Origin of the sequence: Pseudomonas sp. BT76 TE3572 (genome assembly GCF_050435365.1) — a bacterium.
GTDB lineage: Bacteria > Pseudomonadota > Gammaproteobacteria > Pseudomonadales > Pseudomonadaceae > Aquipseudomonas > Aquipseudomonas fluorescens_W.
In genome coordinates this window covers 1,257,354-1,273,339 of record NZ_JBNDKE010000001.1, presented here as the reverse complement: position 1 = coordinate 1,273,339, position 15,986 = coordinate 1,257,354, and the positions used below count along the sequence as shown (strand labels likewise).

General features: G+C 61.0%; 7 protein-coding genes. 6 read left to right on the top strand and 1 reads right to left on the bottom strand.

Features of this window, described 5'->3' with window-relative positions; translation table 11 throughout:
- Positions 1-9 precede the first annotated feature (9 nt).
- From ABH912_RS05745 to ABH912_RS05725, 5 genes are all read left to right on the top strand, one after another.
- Positions 10-2,124 carry a glycosyl transferase family protein gene (locus ABH912_RS05745; protein ID WP_033054851.1) on the top strand — a complete coding sequence of 705 codons (2,115 nt, stop codon included), beginning with the start codon at positions 10-12 and terminating at the stop codon, positions 2,122-2,124.
- Entirely contained in the window at positions 2,121-4,664 is a 2,544-nt protein-coding gene (locus ABH912_RS05740) for an NfrA family protein (protein WP_429509986.1), read from the top strand. The genes ABH912_RS05745 and ABH912_RS05740 overlap by 4 nt, the downstream gene beginning before the upstream one ends.
- A gap of 8 nt (positions 4,665-4,672) precedes the next feature.
- The gene (locus ABH912_RS05735; protein WP_429509985.1) at positions 4,673-5,326 is read left to right on the top strand and encodes an alginate O-acetyltransferase AlgF; all 654 of its coding nucleotides are present in this window, start codon (positions 4,673-4,675) and stop codon (positions 5,324-5,326) included.
- Entirely contained in the window at positions 5,323-6,297 is a 975-nt protein-coding gene (locus ABH912_RS05730) for an alginate O-acetyltransferase AlgX-related protein (protein ID WP_429509983.1), read from the top strand. The genes ABH912_RS05735 and ABH912_RS05730 overlap by 4 nt, the downstream gene beginning before the upstream one ends.
- A 77-nt stretch (positions 6,298-6,374) precedes the next feature.
- On the top strand, positions 6,375-7,157 hold the full coding sequence (locus tag ABH912_RS05725; protein WP_429513056.1) for a hypothetical protein: 783 nt from the start codon (positions 6,375-6,377) through the stop codon (positions 7,155-7,157).
- Positions 7,158-7,176: 19 nt separating this feature from the next.
- Here the strand turns inward: ABH912_RS05725 and ABH912_RS05720 are convergent, their stop codons facing one another.
- Positions 7,177-9,786: a bifunctional diguanylate cyclase/phosphodiesterase gene (locus ABH912_RS05720; RefSeq protein WP_429509981.1), complete on the bottom strand. Its 2,610-nt coding sequence runs from the start codon at positions 9,784-9,786 to the stop codon at positions 7,177-7,179.
- Positions 9,787-10,294: 508 nt separating this feature from the next.
- Between ABH912_RS05720 and ABH912_RS05715 the strand changes: the two genes are divergently transcribed.
- Positions 10,295-15,910, top strand: a complete 5,616-nt coding sequence (locus ABH912_RS05715; RefSeq protein WP_429509979.1) for a putative Ig domain-containing protein — start codon at positions 10,295-10,297, stop codon at positions 15,908-15,910.
- The last annotated feature ends 76 nt before the right edge of the window (positions 15,911-15,986 follow it).

Below are 15,986 nucleotides of genomic sequence, written 5' to 3'. Positions count from 1 at the left end.
TAACTTTCGATGACGTCGCTTTATTGGCCCTATTGGCTGGCCCACTACTACAGCTTCCTGGAAATCTCGACCATCGTGATCGCGGTGCTGATCCTGATTTCCAGCCTGGACGATCTGTTCATTGACCTGTGGTACTGGTCTCGCCGCCTGTTTCGCAAGTTCACCGTGGATCGCAAATACCGGCCGCTGACTGCCGAGCAACTGATGGCCCGGGATGAGCAGCCGTTGGCGATCATGGTCCCGGCCTGGCTGGAATATGACGTCATCGCACCGATGATCGAGAACATGGTGTCGACCCTGGATTACCAGAACTATGTTGTCTTCGTCGGCACCTACATCAATGACCAGCGCACCATCGATGAAGTGGAACGCATGCGTCGGCGCTACAAGCAGCTGCATCGCGTGGAAGTCCCGCATGCCGGGCCGACCTGCAAGGCCGACTGCCTGAATTGGGTGATCCAGGCGATCTTCCTGCACGAGAAAACCCACGGCATGACCTTCGCTGGCGTCGTATTGCACGACAGCGAAGACGTGCTGCACCCGCTGGAATTGCGCCTGTTCAACTACTTGCTGCCGCGTAAGGACATGATCCAGTTGCCTGTGGTTTCGCTGGAGCGCAACTGGTACGAATGGGTGGCCGGCACCTACATGGACGAATTCGCCGAATGGCATGGCAAGGATTTGGTGGTGCGTGAAAGCATGACCGACACGGTGCCGTCTGCCGGGGTCGGCACCTGTTTCTCCCACCGTGCCCTGCGAGTGCTGGCCGGGGAAACCCAGAACCAGCCGTTCAACACGGACAGCCTCACCGAGGACTACGACGTCGGCGCACGCCTGGCCAAGGTTGGCATGAACGCGATCTTTGTGCGTTTCCCGGTGCAGTTTCGCGTGTTGCGCAAATCCTGGTTTCGCAAGCCTTACGAATCGACCCTGAAGATGCCGTTGTGCGTGCGCGAATTCTTTCCCGATACCTTCCGTACCGCATTCCGCCAGAAAGCCCGCTGGACCCTGGGCATCGGCCTGCAAGGCTGGGAGCAAATGGGCTGGAGCGGTTCGCTGGCCAACCGTTATCTGCTGTTCCGTGACCGCAAGGGCGTGGTGACGGCGTTCGTCAGCATCATCGCCTACGTGATTCTGGTACAGCTGCTGGGCCTGGTCGTCCTGCGCCAGAGTGGCCTGTGGGATGTGAGCTTCCCGACGCCGTTTGAAACCAACGGCTTCATCAAATACTTGCTGCTGGCCAACGGTATCGCGCTGGTTTGGCGTATCGCGCACCGTTGCTATTTCACCACCGTGCTGTACGGCTGGCAGCATGGTTTGCTGTCACTTCCGCGCATGGTGGTGGGCAACTTCGTCAACTTCATGGCCGCCTCCCGCGCGTGGCGCATGTTCATCGTCGGCAAGGTCATGAACCGCAAACTGGTGTGGGACAAGACCATGCACGACTTCCCGTCCACCGACCTGGTTGCCTTCGCACCGCGCAAATTGGGCAGCGTGTTGCTGTCCTGGCAGGCGATCAACGAAACCGACCTGCAAAGCGCACTCGACGAACAGAAAACCCGGCACATGCCCTTGGGGCGGATCTTGCTCAGCAATGGCTGGCTGGACGACGAAACACTGGCGGAAGCCATCGCCTTTCAGAACGATCTGCCGCGGGTGTTCGATGTGGCCAACAAGGCGCAGGCGTCGACCCTTACCCTGGACGATGAATTCGCTCTGCGCTGGCGCGTGGTGCCGGTTGGCTTGAATGCCGACGGCCGAGCACAACTTGCCGTGGCCAGCCCGTTGCCGGCCGAAGGTCTGCAACAGGTCAGCGAGGTGTTGGGTGGCGAACCGGTGCAGCTGATTGCCCGGGAAAGCGAAATCGTCGCGCAGTTGCGTCAACTGAACGTGCGCGAAGGCCAGTCTGTGCCGGATGCCTGCGCGCCACTGCTGGGTGACTTGTTGATCGAAATGGGCCTGCTGGATCGCGACGTATTCAATCGCACCATGTTGCAGTACCGCCCGCAGCGTCACGGACGCATCGGCGACTATCTGGTCGACAGCGGCGTGCTGCCCCGCTCCACCATCGAAAAGGCCGTGGCGCGTCAGCACAGCCACTACCCTGCGGAGCTTCCGGCATGAATCGCCCCTTCCTGACCCTCATGGCCACGGGGCTAAGCCTGTTACCTGCGCTTGCTCTTGCCGAGACGTTGCCGCTGCCGTTGACCGGCCCGGCCTATGTCACCGCCAACGAGGCCTACAGCGCCTACGAGCGCAAAGATTACGACCTGGCCATCGCCAAGGCCCGCGAAGCCTTGCGTCAGCGAGCTGACATCACCCGTTTGAACACCTTGATTGCGCTGGCTCAGCGCGACAAGGAACTGCGTGATCATCCCAAACGCTACCCGCAGTCGCGTCAGGCCCCAGGCTTCGGCGCCGCGGCCCAGGCGTTCAAGGCCTACGATCGCGATGACTTCGGCACGGCTGCCCAGGCGTCACGCAAAGCCATCGCCCAGGCACCCAAACGCATGGATTATCGATTGCTGCTGATCGAGTCCTTGCAGCGCCAACAGCATTTGCAGGAAGCGGATCAAGCCACCACCCAGGCACTGGCCGTGTTCCCGGACGACGATACCTTGCTGATGCGTCGCGAAGCGATTCGTCGTCAATTGGCCGCCCCGCTGGCGGTTGAGGGTTATCGTGCCCTGGAGCAAGGCCGGGTGTCCGTGGCCGTGGACCAGGCCAGAAAAGCCGTCGCCTGGGCTCCGGAAATCGGTGCCAATCAGCAACTGCTGATCAGCGCCCTCCTCGCCGCCAAGGACTACCCAGCTGCAGAACAGGCCGCGTCAGGCGCTTTGGCGCAAGACGATGGGGAAATCGCTCCGTGGATTCTGCGCAGCTACGCCCGTGATCGTCAGGGTAAAACTCAGGCAGCCCAGGCTGACCTGAATCACGCCCTGGCCATCGATGGCCTGCTGGAAGCGGAAACCCGTGACATTCGTTTCTTCGCCGCCGACGCCGCACTGGCCCATGGCGAGCCGCAACAAGCGCTCGATCATCTGCAGCCATTGGCCGACGATGAAGGCGGTGAAGTGGCCCGCCGCCGCACCGCCGCCCGTATGGCGTTGCGGCAGAAAGACAACGGCGCGAACGTGATTGCCCACTTCCCTGCCCCGGCACTGAACTGTCAAGAAACGGCCTTCGGCCTGGTCTGCGATATCTGGCCGGGCAACCAGCGCGACGGCGGCACCGACATGGCCGGCCAAGCCTACGCGGCCCTGGCCCGCAAAGACCCTGCGACGGCGGTTGCCCTGGCGAACGAAGCCATTGCCCGCGCGCCACAGAATCCGGCGTACCGCCGACTGCTGGTCAGCGCCCTGAGTGATCAGAAACGTGTGCCCGAGGCCATCGCGGCAGCCAGCGACGGTCTAAAAGTCACCGGCGATGATGCGCGGCTGCTGGCCCAACGGGGTCGTCTGCGCCAGCAATCGGGTGACGATGCCGGCGCTCGCAAGGACTTCACCCAGGCCTTGGCGTCAGGCAGCCTGCCCGCCTACGAGGAGGCCAGCCTGTATGCCGCCATCGGCCAGCGTCGGACTGCACGCGAACGCCTGCAACAAGCGCGGGACACGGGTGAACTTGAATCGATGAGCGAACTGCAAATCGCCTATCTGTCGGTCCAGGCCGGCGACGATGAGGCTGCCCATACTTCGTTCCGCAAGGCCGATGCCGACACCCGCCTCACGCCGACAGCCACGCAGGATGCGGCCTATAACGCCATGCGGGTCAATGACGACGAGCAAGCTGTCACCTACTTCAAGCGAGTCATCGACGCGAAAAATGCCGGTGAGCTCGACATGTCCGAGCAGCAGCTGTTCGACACCCGCCGCGCCGTGGCCGATGTGTCGCGCACCTGGGGCTTGACCAACACCACCAGTTATCGCGGCAACAGCACCAGCAGCGGCCTGAGCTCAGCACCGAGCGGCGGCAGTAGCAGCAATGACAATGTGCAAAATAGTACCGAGCTCTCCTGGCGTCCGTTGGGCTACCGCAACGCACGGTTTGTCGAACTCTACGGACGGGTCACCGACACTTTGTGGAGCAAGAACGGCGATTCGGATACCGGATTCGACGCCTTGCAAGGCGCCGTGGGTGTGCGAGTCAAACCGTTCACCTCGCTGAACGTGATGGCCGCCGTCGAGCGCACCTTCCCCTTGGGTTCGTCGGACGTCGACGGTGACTGGTTGCTGCGCCTGGGCTACGGTTCCAGCATCGGCACCGATCTGCGGGTCGATGCCGACAGCTGGTGGACCTCGCAGTTGTTCGCCGAAGCCGGTCATTACGTCAACGACTCGCGCAACTACTTCAACAGCGAATGGCAGGTGGGCCGCAGCTACGCCATCGGCGGCGCGGGCTCGCGCTGGGTGACGTTCCCTCATGTGGTGGCCGCGTTCGACTACGACTCGAAGATGAACAGCGAAACCGCTGCCGACGGCAGCACGGACTCGTCATCGGGCAAGGCCGGCGGCGTTGGTATCGGTAACAACGTGCGGTACTGGTTTCGCGAAGATGCGTACAACGCCCCCCGCTCCTATGTGGATTTTTCCCTGCAATACCGCGTGAAGGTGCTGGGCGAAGACAACGCTGAAGGCGTGTTCGCGCGCCTGACCTATTCCTATTGAGGACTTGCATGAACGTTCGAATGTGTTTGTGGCTGGGTCTTGGCCTGGTCTCAATGGGGGCACAAGCGGCCCCTGAAATCGCCCAGCTGTATGCGCCGAAACTGCCCGAGGGTTCGGCCTGGGTGCGGGTGGTCAATCCGTCCGATACCGCCATGCAGGTCCGGGTCGGCCAAGGCCCGAGTTTTGCCCTTGCCGCCTCAACCGCCTTGGCCAGTCCGTTTCAGGTCGTGGACTCGCTGCAGCCGCTACAGGTGAGCATCAATGGTCGCGAGATAAAAGGCCTCAGCGCACCCAAAAGTGCGTGGGTCACGCTGATTCTCGACAGCGACCCGGCACGGGCGCCACGCCTGGTCATCGACCCGCCGCTGCGCGGTAAAGACCTGCGCGCCGAACTCAATGTCTACAACCTGGCCAACGGTTGCGAAAAGGCCGAGGTCAAACTCGCCAACGGTGCTCCTGTGTTCAACCAGCTGCCGTTCAACGGGCAAGCCCAGCGCACGATCAACCCGGTGCAGGCAACGCTGATTGCCACCTGCAATGAGAACGCAAGCCTGCCGATGAAGCTCGCGCCCTTCAAAGCCGGCGATCGTTATAGCCTGTTCTTGATCGGCTCCCGCCAGGCCCCACGCCTGATCGGCCTTGTCGACCAGACCGCGCCATGACCCTTCAATTGAAATGTCGCCTACCGGTTCCCGCCCTGATCGCCGGCCTGTTGTTGAGTCTGTCGGGCACTTGCGTTCAAGCCGCCTCGGCGGTGATCACCGGCAACGGCGGCTGGTTATTCCCGGCCTGGGAAAGCCTGAGCAAGGTCGACAACACCGGCACTGCCCGTAGCGTTGCACTGGTCAAAGAACTCCAGCAGCAACTTCAACGCGAACACATTGGGCTGGTCGTGTTGGTGGTGCCGATGAAAGCGCCGTTTTATGCCCAGAGGCTGCCCGCCGATCAACCCTTGAGCGTGGCCGTGATGCAGCGTTATGACCACCTGCAAAACGACTTGACCCAAGCAGGTCTGACCACGCTGAACATCAAGCCGATCCTGCAACGGACCGAGCAAGGCAAACAGACCGCGTTTTACCGCGCCGACTACCACTGGACAGCCTGGAGCGCCGAAAACACCGCCGACTCCACGGCGCAACTGATTACCGAGCGCTACCGCCTGCGAGGTGACCCCGGTGGTGGCGCGGTGCTGGGCCAATGGTTCGACAGACGCGCGTTTGGCGACCTGGCCAGCAATTTTCTGCCAGCGATCAAGCGCAAGGCGATTGGTCGCGACATCTACACCGTTCGCCATCAGGCCGAAAACGACTTGCTGATCGACGATGCGCCGTCACCGGTCCAGGTTATCGGCAACAGCTTTGTCCAGCCTTACCTGGGTTTTACCCAGAAGCTCTCAAATGCCCTGGACCGTCCCGTCGCACTGACCTGGAACCCCGGCGACGTCGGTCCGTGGGCTACGCTGCTGCAATACCTGGAGTCGGCGGATTTTGCCCAGCACAAGCCGCAAGTGATCGTCTGGCAATTCAACGAGGGCCAGTTCCACCTTGGCCCTGATGCGGCAGCCAACTGGAACGCCAAAGGTGTCACCTCGCTGAGCCAATGGCATCAACGCATTCAAAAGGCACTTCCGTGAACATCTTCGGCTACACCGTCAGTCGTGCGACCGTTGCTGCTTTATTGATTGCCGTCACCATCAGCGCAGGTACCAGCATGCTCTACGTAACGAAGACCAAGGCCCTGGATCCGGGGATTGTCGGCATCGTCTGGCAGCCGGACAACAAGACCGTCGGTATCCGCGGACACTGGGAAAAACTGGGCGCGCGTGAGCTGCTGGTGCAATGGACAGTCGTCGACGATCAGGCCTTCGTTCCCGGTACCGGCCTGCCCGCCGTACCGGTGCTGCCCGATTGGGCGCGCATCGCCAAGGCACCCTGGGCGCAGGATGTGATCCTGGGGCTGGCGGGTTATTTCAGCGAGAACCGCTCACGGGACAACATCGAGCAACTGGCCGCTGTCTCGGAACGGATCGCCAAATTGCCTACGCCGTTGCACGTGACCGGTTGGTATTTCCCGGCTGAAGTCGACCCCAGCTGGACCCGCGCCAAAGACCTGCCCGCGCTGCTGGCCAAGCTGCCGCGACCGTTGTGGATCAGCGTGTATGACGGTGCCAATATCGGCCCTGTCGCCACCGCCGAATGGCTCAAGCAGTGGCTGCCGAATGACATCGGCGTGTTCTTCCAGGACGGTGTTGGCGTCTACGCCCGCACTGCACCGGTTGCCCGAACCTACGCCGACGCCCTGCGCCAGCGCCTGGGCAAAGACCGTGTGCGGATCATCGTCGAAGCCTTCCGCCCCAACTTTGGCGGCGGCTTCCGCTCCGCGACCGCTGCCGAGCTCAAACCGCAACTGGCGGCCTATGACGGATATCCGCTCTACCTGTTCGATGGGCCGCACTACGTGACGCCAGAGTTGGTCGAGCAACTGGCGCAGTGAAGCGTGCGCAGCTGACGTGTCAAACTTCAGCGTGAGCGCTTTCGGCCAGCGCTCGCAGCCCTGAATGCTTCGCGTGGACGTCAATCAACTGTCCGATCGCCTGCGCATCCATAGGCCGGCTCAAGAAATACCCTTGAACCTCATCGCACCGCGCATCCTGCAACGCCTGAAGTTGCTCGATCGTTTCCACCCCCTCCGCCGTGACGGTCAGCGACAGTGCCCTGCCCAGCCCGACGATGGCCTCGATGATCGACTGATCATCACCGCTGGCAGCCAGCCCGGAAATAAAGCTGCGATCGATCTTCAACCCATCGAAAGGAAATGAACGCAGGTAGCTCAATGACGAGTAGCCGGTGCCGAAATCGTCCATTGCCAGGCGGACACCCAAGGCTTTCAAGTCGTGCATGATCTGCAGTGCGCCCTTGGCGTCGTCCAGCATGACATTCTCGGTCAGTTCCAATTCCAGCCGCGCCGGATTCAAACCGGTCTGCGCCAACACCGCCTGAACCCTGGACACCAGTTGCCCGCGCTGAAACTCTGTCGGCGACAGGTTTACCGAGACAAAGAGCTCTTCGGGCCAGGTCGACGCGGCCCTGCAAGCGGTGTGCAGCACCCAGTTGCTCAGCGGCAGAATCAACCCGGTTTCTTCCGCAATGGGAATGAAAACGTCGGGCGACAACAACCCTCTCAGCGGGTGTTCCCAACGTACCAGCGCTTCGGCACCGGCCATGACCCTGCCTGCAATCTGATAGCGCGGCTGAAAGTGCAGACGCAACTCATCATGTTTGATCGCGTGACGCAGATCGCTTTCCAACTGACGACGATCGAGGATTCGAGCATTCATGTCGCCCGCGTAAAAACGCCAGGTATTGCGTCCTGCATCCTTGGCTTCATACAGCGCGATGTCGGCATAGCGCAGCAACTCATCGGCCAGGGTGGCGTCAGCCGGTGCCATGGCAATGCCGATGCTGGCACTGATAAACACCTCATGCTCATTAATCTGGAACGGCTGTTCGATGCAGTCGATCAGGCGCTGGCACAGGTGCTCGACCTCCTCCTGAGAAACCATATTCGCCACCACCAGCACAAACTCATCGCCACCGATTCGCGCGACCAGGTCATCGGCGCGCAAGCACTGTCCCAGCCTTTTGGAGACCTCGTTGAGCACTTGATCGCCGGCGGCATGCCCGAGCAAATCATTCACCGGTTTGAAGCGATCCAGGTCGACGCTGAGCATGACCAACGGATCGGCCAGGGTCGGCGCAGCCTTGAGTTTGCCGTCGAGGAATTCCTGCATCCGGGCGCGGTTCGCCAGGCCCGTCAGCGCATCGTGTTGCGACAGGTATTCGATCCGTCGGCGGGCCGCCACTTCTTCGGTGATATCGCAGGCCGTGCCGCGATAGCCCAGCCCCTCCATTTCTCGCACGGATAGACGGAAAATCCTGGCTTGCCCGTCCCCTGCCAGATAACTGCATTGCAAGATGGCATTGGCCCGTCGCGAGTGGTTTTTCAACCACTGGGAAAGCGGGCCCTGATCAGACACCAGCAAGTCATCGATAGGCCGGCCAAGACACTCGGCCCTGCGCAGTCCCGTCACGGTTTCGAAGCGCTCTGACAGGTAGGTGAAGCGCAACCCGGTATCGATTTCCCAAATCCAGTCGGAGGACGCTTCGGCGACATCACGAAACCGCGCCTCACTGGCCGCCAACGCCATGCGACTGACCTGCACAGAGGTGTAACTGGCATCCATCACTTGCGCAGCCGCCGTGATACGCCGCTGAAAAAACCAGGTCATTATTCCGATAATCAGCCCCGCTATACCAATCAGCGGCAACACCACGGTCATCAACCGATACCCCGGCTGCGCCGGTGTCCACTGCAGGGTGCCTGCCGTACCGGTTTCCCCCAGACGCAAAAACGATGTGCCCAGCGTTGCACTATCACCTGAGGCCACACGCAATTGCGCAATCCCGAAATCATTGGCAATGGTGCTCAATCGGGCAGCATCGAGCCTGGAGACGAACAACAGTATTGAGGCTGGCCTGTCATCCGTTTCGACCTGGGGGTTAGTACCAGGCGTCAGGGGCGCGGCAGCGACCAACACCGGGGTGCCGTCGACATCGAGAAACGCCTTGATGGGTTTTTCGTTTTCGACATCGATGCGAGCACGTTCGATGAGCGCGGTGATGGGTTGTTTCAACCAGTCTTCAGCGGTGACCGACTCCAGCTGCCCATTGATGACCGAGTAGACCGTACGATCGGTCGGATCGATCACAAACACGCCCTCGAACCCGAAATCCTCAAACAGCGTCGAGCCGGCATTCTGGCTGACAAATGCCCAGTCGGTATCCACCGTCCTGTGCAGGTGCTCATAGGCGTCGCCCCAGAATGCGTAGTCCTTGATCGTCAAAAGAACCGACTTCTCCAAGGACTGCATGGCCTTTTCCGCATAGAAGCGACTGCGGCGCTCGGCGTCCTGGTTTTGCTCGAAGGCGATGTAAACAATCAAGGTGCTGGCCAACAGGAAGATCGACAACAACAGGCAAGAGAAGCCCGTCAAAGACCTGCGGGTCAGGGAAAGATTGGAGGTTCGCATCTGCGGCAGAGGGTCGAGAGACTTGCTTTTCATAGGGCTTCCAGGCGGTGCAACGGCTACAGGCCAGCACAGGAGACGACGCAGGCTTTAAAAAACATGCGTTGAAAATGCTCCCTGACTCGAAGTGATTCCTCGCCTTCAGCTCCGGACTGTTGGCAGGATCAGTCCGTCATGTACTTGTTGAACTTATCGGCCCGACGGTCGATGCCTTGACCCTCTATCGCCTTCAGCCGCTCAACGGTCGAGTCTTGCGAGACAAGCCAATCCTGAGCGCAACGCCAGCCTGATGGATAAAAGGCTTCTCGATCTCGACGTCGGTAATCGCGGAGCCTGTGGCCGCGGGCTTGTTCGCTCTCTGAGCGAGCGTCAACAGAACGTTGTTTTTTCGAATAGGTTCACAACCGCTGATCAGTTAGTGCGATTTTTTGACACTTCCCCGATATGCGGTCACAACTTTCGCGCTCCGCTGGGCCCTAACACGTTGGTCGTCGATGGAATATTGGCAGCTTTTGACGTTTTAGCCCGATACGGAGATAAGCTCATGATTTTTAACGTACAAAATTTTGGCGCCAAAGGAGATGGCATCACTGATGACACCGCGGCGATACAAAGTGCAATTGATGCAGCCGCCGCGGCAGGTGGGGGGCAGGTGTATGTGCCGACCGGCACTTACATCGTTTCGGGAGGCGAGGAACCCTCCGACGGTTGCCTGATGCTCAAGAGCAACGTCTACCTGTACGGAGACGGCATGGGCGAAACCACCGTCAAGGTAGCTGACGGCTCCGACACCAAGATCACGGGTGTCATCCGCTCGGCCTATGGCGAAGAAACCCACGACTTTGGCGTCAGCAACCTCACCATCGACGGCAACCGTGACCACACCACCGGCAAGGTCGACGGTTGGTTCAACGGCTTCATTCCCGGCCAGGAAGGCTACGACTCCAACGTCACCCTCGACAGCGTCGAGATCAAGGATTGCTCCGGGTACGGTTTCGACCCCCACGAGCAAACCGTCAACATGGTCATCAAGAACAGCGTGTCCCACGGCAATGGCCTGGACGGCTTCGTTGCTGACTTCCTCAGCGACAGCACCTTCGAAAACAACGTTGCCTACGACAATGATCGCCACGGTTTCAACGTCGTCACCAGTACCCACGACTTCACCCTCACCAACAACGTTGCCTACAACAATGGTGGCAATGGCATCGTGGTGCAGCGCGGCAGCGAGGACATCCCCTCCCCCAGCAACATCACCATCACCGGTGGCGAGGTGTACGGCAACGGCGCCGAAGGGGTGCTGATCAAGCTGTCCAGCGAGGTGACCGTCAGCGACGTCAATATCCACGACAACACCAGCGCCGGGATCCGCGTCTACGGCAGCAACCACGTCGAGATCATCGACAACACGCTCAACAACAACTCCCTGGGCAACCCCGTACCGGAAATCATCATCCAGTCCTACGACGACACCCTGGGCGTGTCCGGCAAGTACTTCAACGGCAGCGACAACACGATCCAGGGCAACCTCATCAGCGGCAGCAACCTGTCGACCTACGGTGTTGCAGAGCGCGATGAAAACGGCACCGATCGCAACGCCATTATTGGCAACACCATCAGCCACACCAGCAAGGGCGCCACGCTGGTCTATGGCGACGGCAGCTACGTCAGCGACACGGTGCCGATGATCACTGTGCAAGGCACGGCTGGTAACGACACCCTGCTGGGCAGCGCCGAAAGCGAGATTTTCTACGGTGGTGCCGGCAACGACACCATCAATGGCGGGGCCGGTGCTGACATTCTGGTGGGCGGTGCAGGCACCGACAAACTCACCGGCGGTACCGGCGCCGATACGTTCCGTTTCGTCGCTCAGTCCGACAGTTACCGCAACGCAACCGCAAGCTTCGATGACACCATCACCGACTTCGACGTCACCCAGGACAAGATCGACCTCGCCGGCCTAGGCTTCACCGGCCTGGGCAATGGCCGTGGCGGCACCCTGCAGGTCAGCTACAGCGCCAGCAACGACCGCACCTACATCAAGGACTACGATGCCGACGCCAGCGGTAATCGCTTCGAGTTGATTCTCTCGGGCAATCTCGCCAGCACCCTGACCGCCAGTAACTTCATCTTCAATCGGGTGGTCACCGGCACCAGCGCCAGCGACTCGCTGCTGGGTACCGATTCGGCCGAGACCTTGCTCGGCCTGGCGGGTAACGACAGCCTCAGTGGCGGCGCGGGCGACGACAAACTCGACGGCGGTGCCGGCATGGACACCCTCACCGGTGGCGCCGGAGCGGACACCTTTGTGTTCTCCAGTCGCCTGGACAGCTACCACAACTACAACACCGGCGGCGCCAACCTTAGCGACGTGATCACCGATTTCGATATCAGCGCCGACAAGATCGACCTCTCGGCCATAGGTTTCACCGGCCTGGGGGATGGCAAGAACAACACCGTGTCCGTGGTGCTCAACAGTGCCGGCACCAAGACTTACATCAAGTCCCTGACCGCCGACGCCGATGGCAACCGCTTTGAAATCACGCTGAACGGCAACTACGTCGACAAGCTCACCAGCGCCAATTTCGTCTTCGCCACTACGCCAACGGTCAACCATGCGCCGGTGGTGGCAACGGCGTTGCTGGATCAAAACGCGAGCGAAAACACGCCGTTCAGCTACGTGGTTCCGGCCACCAGCTTCACCGATCCGGATAACGACAGCCTCAGCTACACCGCCAAACTGGCCGATGGCAGCGCCCTGCCCGGCTGGCTGACATTCGATGCCGCGACTCGTACGTTCAGCGGCACACCCAACGACACCGCCTCGGGTACCTACTCCATACAGGTCACCGCGGCCGACGGCAGCAACGCCACCGTCAGCGACAGCTTTACCCTCGCCGTGCAGGACGTGCCCGCCTCACCCACTGTGATCAACGGCACGCCGAACAATGACACCCTGACCGGCACCGCAGCCAACGAACAACTGTTCGGTGGCGCGGGTAACGACACTCTTAATGGCGGCGCCGGCAATGACATCCTGGTCGGTGGCACCGGCGTGGACAAACTCACCGGCGGTGCAGGCGCCGATGTGTTCCGCTACGCCTCAACACTCGACAGCTACCGCACCAGCTCCACCAGCGTCAGTGACCAGATCCTCGATTTCGACGTGGCCGCCGACAAGATCGATGTCTCGGCGCTCGGCTACACGGCCCTGGGCAACGGCCTGAACGGCACGCTGCAATTGACCTACAGCGCTTCGAGCAACCGCACCTACCTCAAGGATCTCACTGTCGACGCCAACGGCAACCGCTTCGAAGTGTCGATGGCAGGCAACCTGGTGAGCAGCCTGACGGCGAGTCATTTTGTTTTCGCCGGCCAGAACGCGTCCAGCAATTCAGCGCCGGTGGTGACCATACCCCTCCTCGACCAGAACGCCACCGAAAGCACGCCGTTCAATTACACCGTCACCCATGACAGCTTCACCGACGCCGACCAGGATGCGTTGACCTACACTGCAACCCTCGCCGACGGTAGCGCCCTGCCCGCGTGGCTGAGTTTCAACGCCACCAGCCTGACGTTCAGCGGCACGCCGATCAGCACGGCTTCGGGCAATTACAGCGTACTGGTCAAGGCCACCGATCCCTCAGGTGCGTCGGTCAGTGACAGCTTCGCCCTGGCGGTGGCCGATGCGCCTGCCAACACCATCACCGGCACCAACAATGCCGAAACCCTCAACGGCACGGCGGGTGCGGACCTGATCCTCGGCCTTGGTGGCAACGACACAATCAAGGCTGGTACCGGCGCGGACATCGTCGACGGCGGCGCCGGACGTGACGCAATGTATGGCGGTGACGGTGCCGACACCTTCCGCTACACCAATGTGCTCGACAGCTACCGCGACTACGACGCCGGCGGCATCACGGCCACCGATACGATTTATGACTTCACCGCGGGCGTCGACAAGATCGATGTGTCGGGCCTGGGCTTTGTCGGCCTCGGCGATGGCAGTAATCACACGTTGTACATGACCCTCAACACGGCCGGTGACAAGACCTACATCAAATCCGCCGACGTGGATGCCGATGGCAATCGTTTTGAAATCGCCCTCAACGGCAACTACCTCAACACCCTGACCGCCAGCGACTTCGTGTTCGGCGAGCGCGCCCAACAGGACATCCTCTACCTGCCCACCCTCGGCCAATCCAATGCGCGCCTGTTGCGCATGACGGAGGACGACGATCAGTCCGGCACCTCGATGCTGGTCAAGGACCTGGATCGCTACACCCCTTATGACGTGCGTAGCCAGTTCACCGATGCCGATGGCAATGGCATCGACCTCGCGGTGGGAGGCAGCACGGTCAATGGCCTGTCGACCATGAGCGCCGAGGAACTCAAGTTGTGCTGGTGGTTGACCGACACCAACCAGCCCGGGCCTGCACTGTTGCGTGCCGCCGCGTTGCTGGGCGACCAGCTCAGCGAACTGAAATCGATCGATAACGTCACCATGGGCATCATTTGGGGCCAGGGCGAGGAAGCCGCCCAGGAGATCGGCCGTGCCACGGACAAAACAGCGGCCGCCGCTGCCTACAAAGACGCGACCCTGAAGGTGTTTGATTACCTGCATGCCCAGTTCGGCAACTTCGGCGTGTACATCATGGAAACCGGTCACTACCAGGAGGATGCGGCACGTGCCCGGGGTTATTCCGAAGAGAAAATTGCCTCCATCGTCGAGGGCGTAGGCTATGTCCGCGGCGTCCAGGAAGCCATCGCCACCGAGCGTGCCGACGTCAAGCTGGCAGTGGACTACACCGACCTGCCCTTGCGCTACGAAGTCGATCCGCTGGTGTATCCCGACGACGTCTGGCACCTGCACGAGGAATCGGCGGAAATCGTCGGCCAGCGCCTGGCCGACTACATCGCCGGTGACCTTGGTTTTCAAGGTGACCCCAGCGACAACAACAGCGTACAGGCGATTTTCGACAATGCTCAAAACCAGGGCGGGATGATTTCCGGCACTGACCAGGACGATACCCTGGTGGGCAGCTCGGGCAACGACACACTGGATGGTGACCTGGGTGCCGACTCCATGACCGGTGGCGACGGCAACGACATCTATGTGGTCGATAACGCGTCCGACAGCGTGACGGAAACCAACTCCTCGCCATCGCAGATCGATGCGGTGCAGGCCTCGGTCAGCTGGACCCTGGGTGCCAATCTCGAAAATCTGGTGCTCACCGGCGTGTCGGACATCGACGGCACCGGTAATGAACTGCGCAACTTCATCACCGGCAATGCCGCCGCCAACGTGCTCGATGGCGCCGCAGGAGCCGACAGCATGAGCGGCGGCGATGGCAACGACACCTACTATGTCGACAACGCCGATGACTCCGTGATCGAGACCAACAGCAATGCGGTGCCTGGAGGGATCGACAGCGTGCACAGCAGACTGGCGGCCTATACCCTCGGCAACAACGTCGAGCGTCTTTATATCGATAGCACTGGCGCCGCCAATGGCACGGGTAACGCACTGGACAACACGCTGTTCGCCGGAGCCGGCAACAACGTGCTGGACGGGCGCGATGGCAATGACACGGTGTCTTTTGAACGCGCCCTGTCCGGCGTTACCGCAAACCTCTCGACGTCCGCACAACAAAACACCGGGGGTTCCGGGCTCGACACCTTGAAGTTCGTCGAAAACCTGACGGGAAGCGCCTACGGCGACACTCTGTCGGGCAACAGCGCGGCGAACGTTTTGAGTGGTGGTGCGGGCAATGACACGCTGGTGGGCGGTTCGGGCGATGACCGGCTTATCGGCGGTGCAGGCACCGACAACCTCACCGGTGGCACTGGCGCGGATACCTACGCGTTTGGTGCGCTGTCGGACATGGGCGTCGGGGCTTTGCGCGATGTGATCAGCGGTTTCAAGACCACAGAGAGTGATCATCTGGATTTTACCGGCCTGGACGCCAACCCGCTGACCGCCAACATGGACGCCTTCACCTTCATCGGCAGCAACGCCTTTGACCCCACCAACGCTACCGGCCAACTGCGCTTTGCCGATGGCATTCTCTACGGCAGTGTCAACGCCGACGCCACCCCCGAGTTCGAAGTCCAAATGGTGGGCGTCAAGGAGCTGCACGCCAGCGATTTTACCGCCTGAGTCAAGTCAACACCCTGTGGGAGCAAGCCTGCTTGCTCCCACAGGGATTGTGCAGTGCTCGAACAACTGAGGACCA

Coding starts and splice junctions, on each gene's coding strand:
- ABH912_RS05740 (WP_429509986.1), top strand. CDS start 2,121: ATGAATCGCCCCTTCCTGACCCTCATGGCCACGGGGCTAAGCCTGTTA.
- ABH912_RS05730 (WP_429509983.1), top strand. CDS start 5,323: ATGACCCTTCAATTGAAATGTCGCCTACCGGTTCCCGCCCTGATCGCC.
- ABH912_RS05725 (WP_429513056.1), top strand. CDS start 6,375: ATGCTCTACGTAACGAAGACCAAGGCCCTGGATCCGGGGATTGTCGGC.
- ABH912_RS05745 (WP_033054851.1), top strand. CDS start 10: ATGACGTCGCTTTATTGGCCCTATTGGCTGGCCCACTACTACAGCTTC.
- ABH912_RS05715 (WP_429509979.1), top strand. CDS start 10,295: ATGATTTTTAACGTACAAAATTTTGGCGCCAAAGGAGATGGCATCACT.
- ABH912_RS05735 (WP_429509985.1), top strand. CDS start 4,673: ATGAACGTTCGAATGTGTTTGTGGCTGGGTCTTGGCCTGGTCTCAATG.
- ABH912_RS05720 (WP_429509981.1), bottom strand. CDS start 9,786: ATGAAAAGCAAGTCTCTCGACCCTCTGCCGCAGATGCGAACCTCCAAT.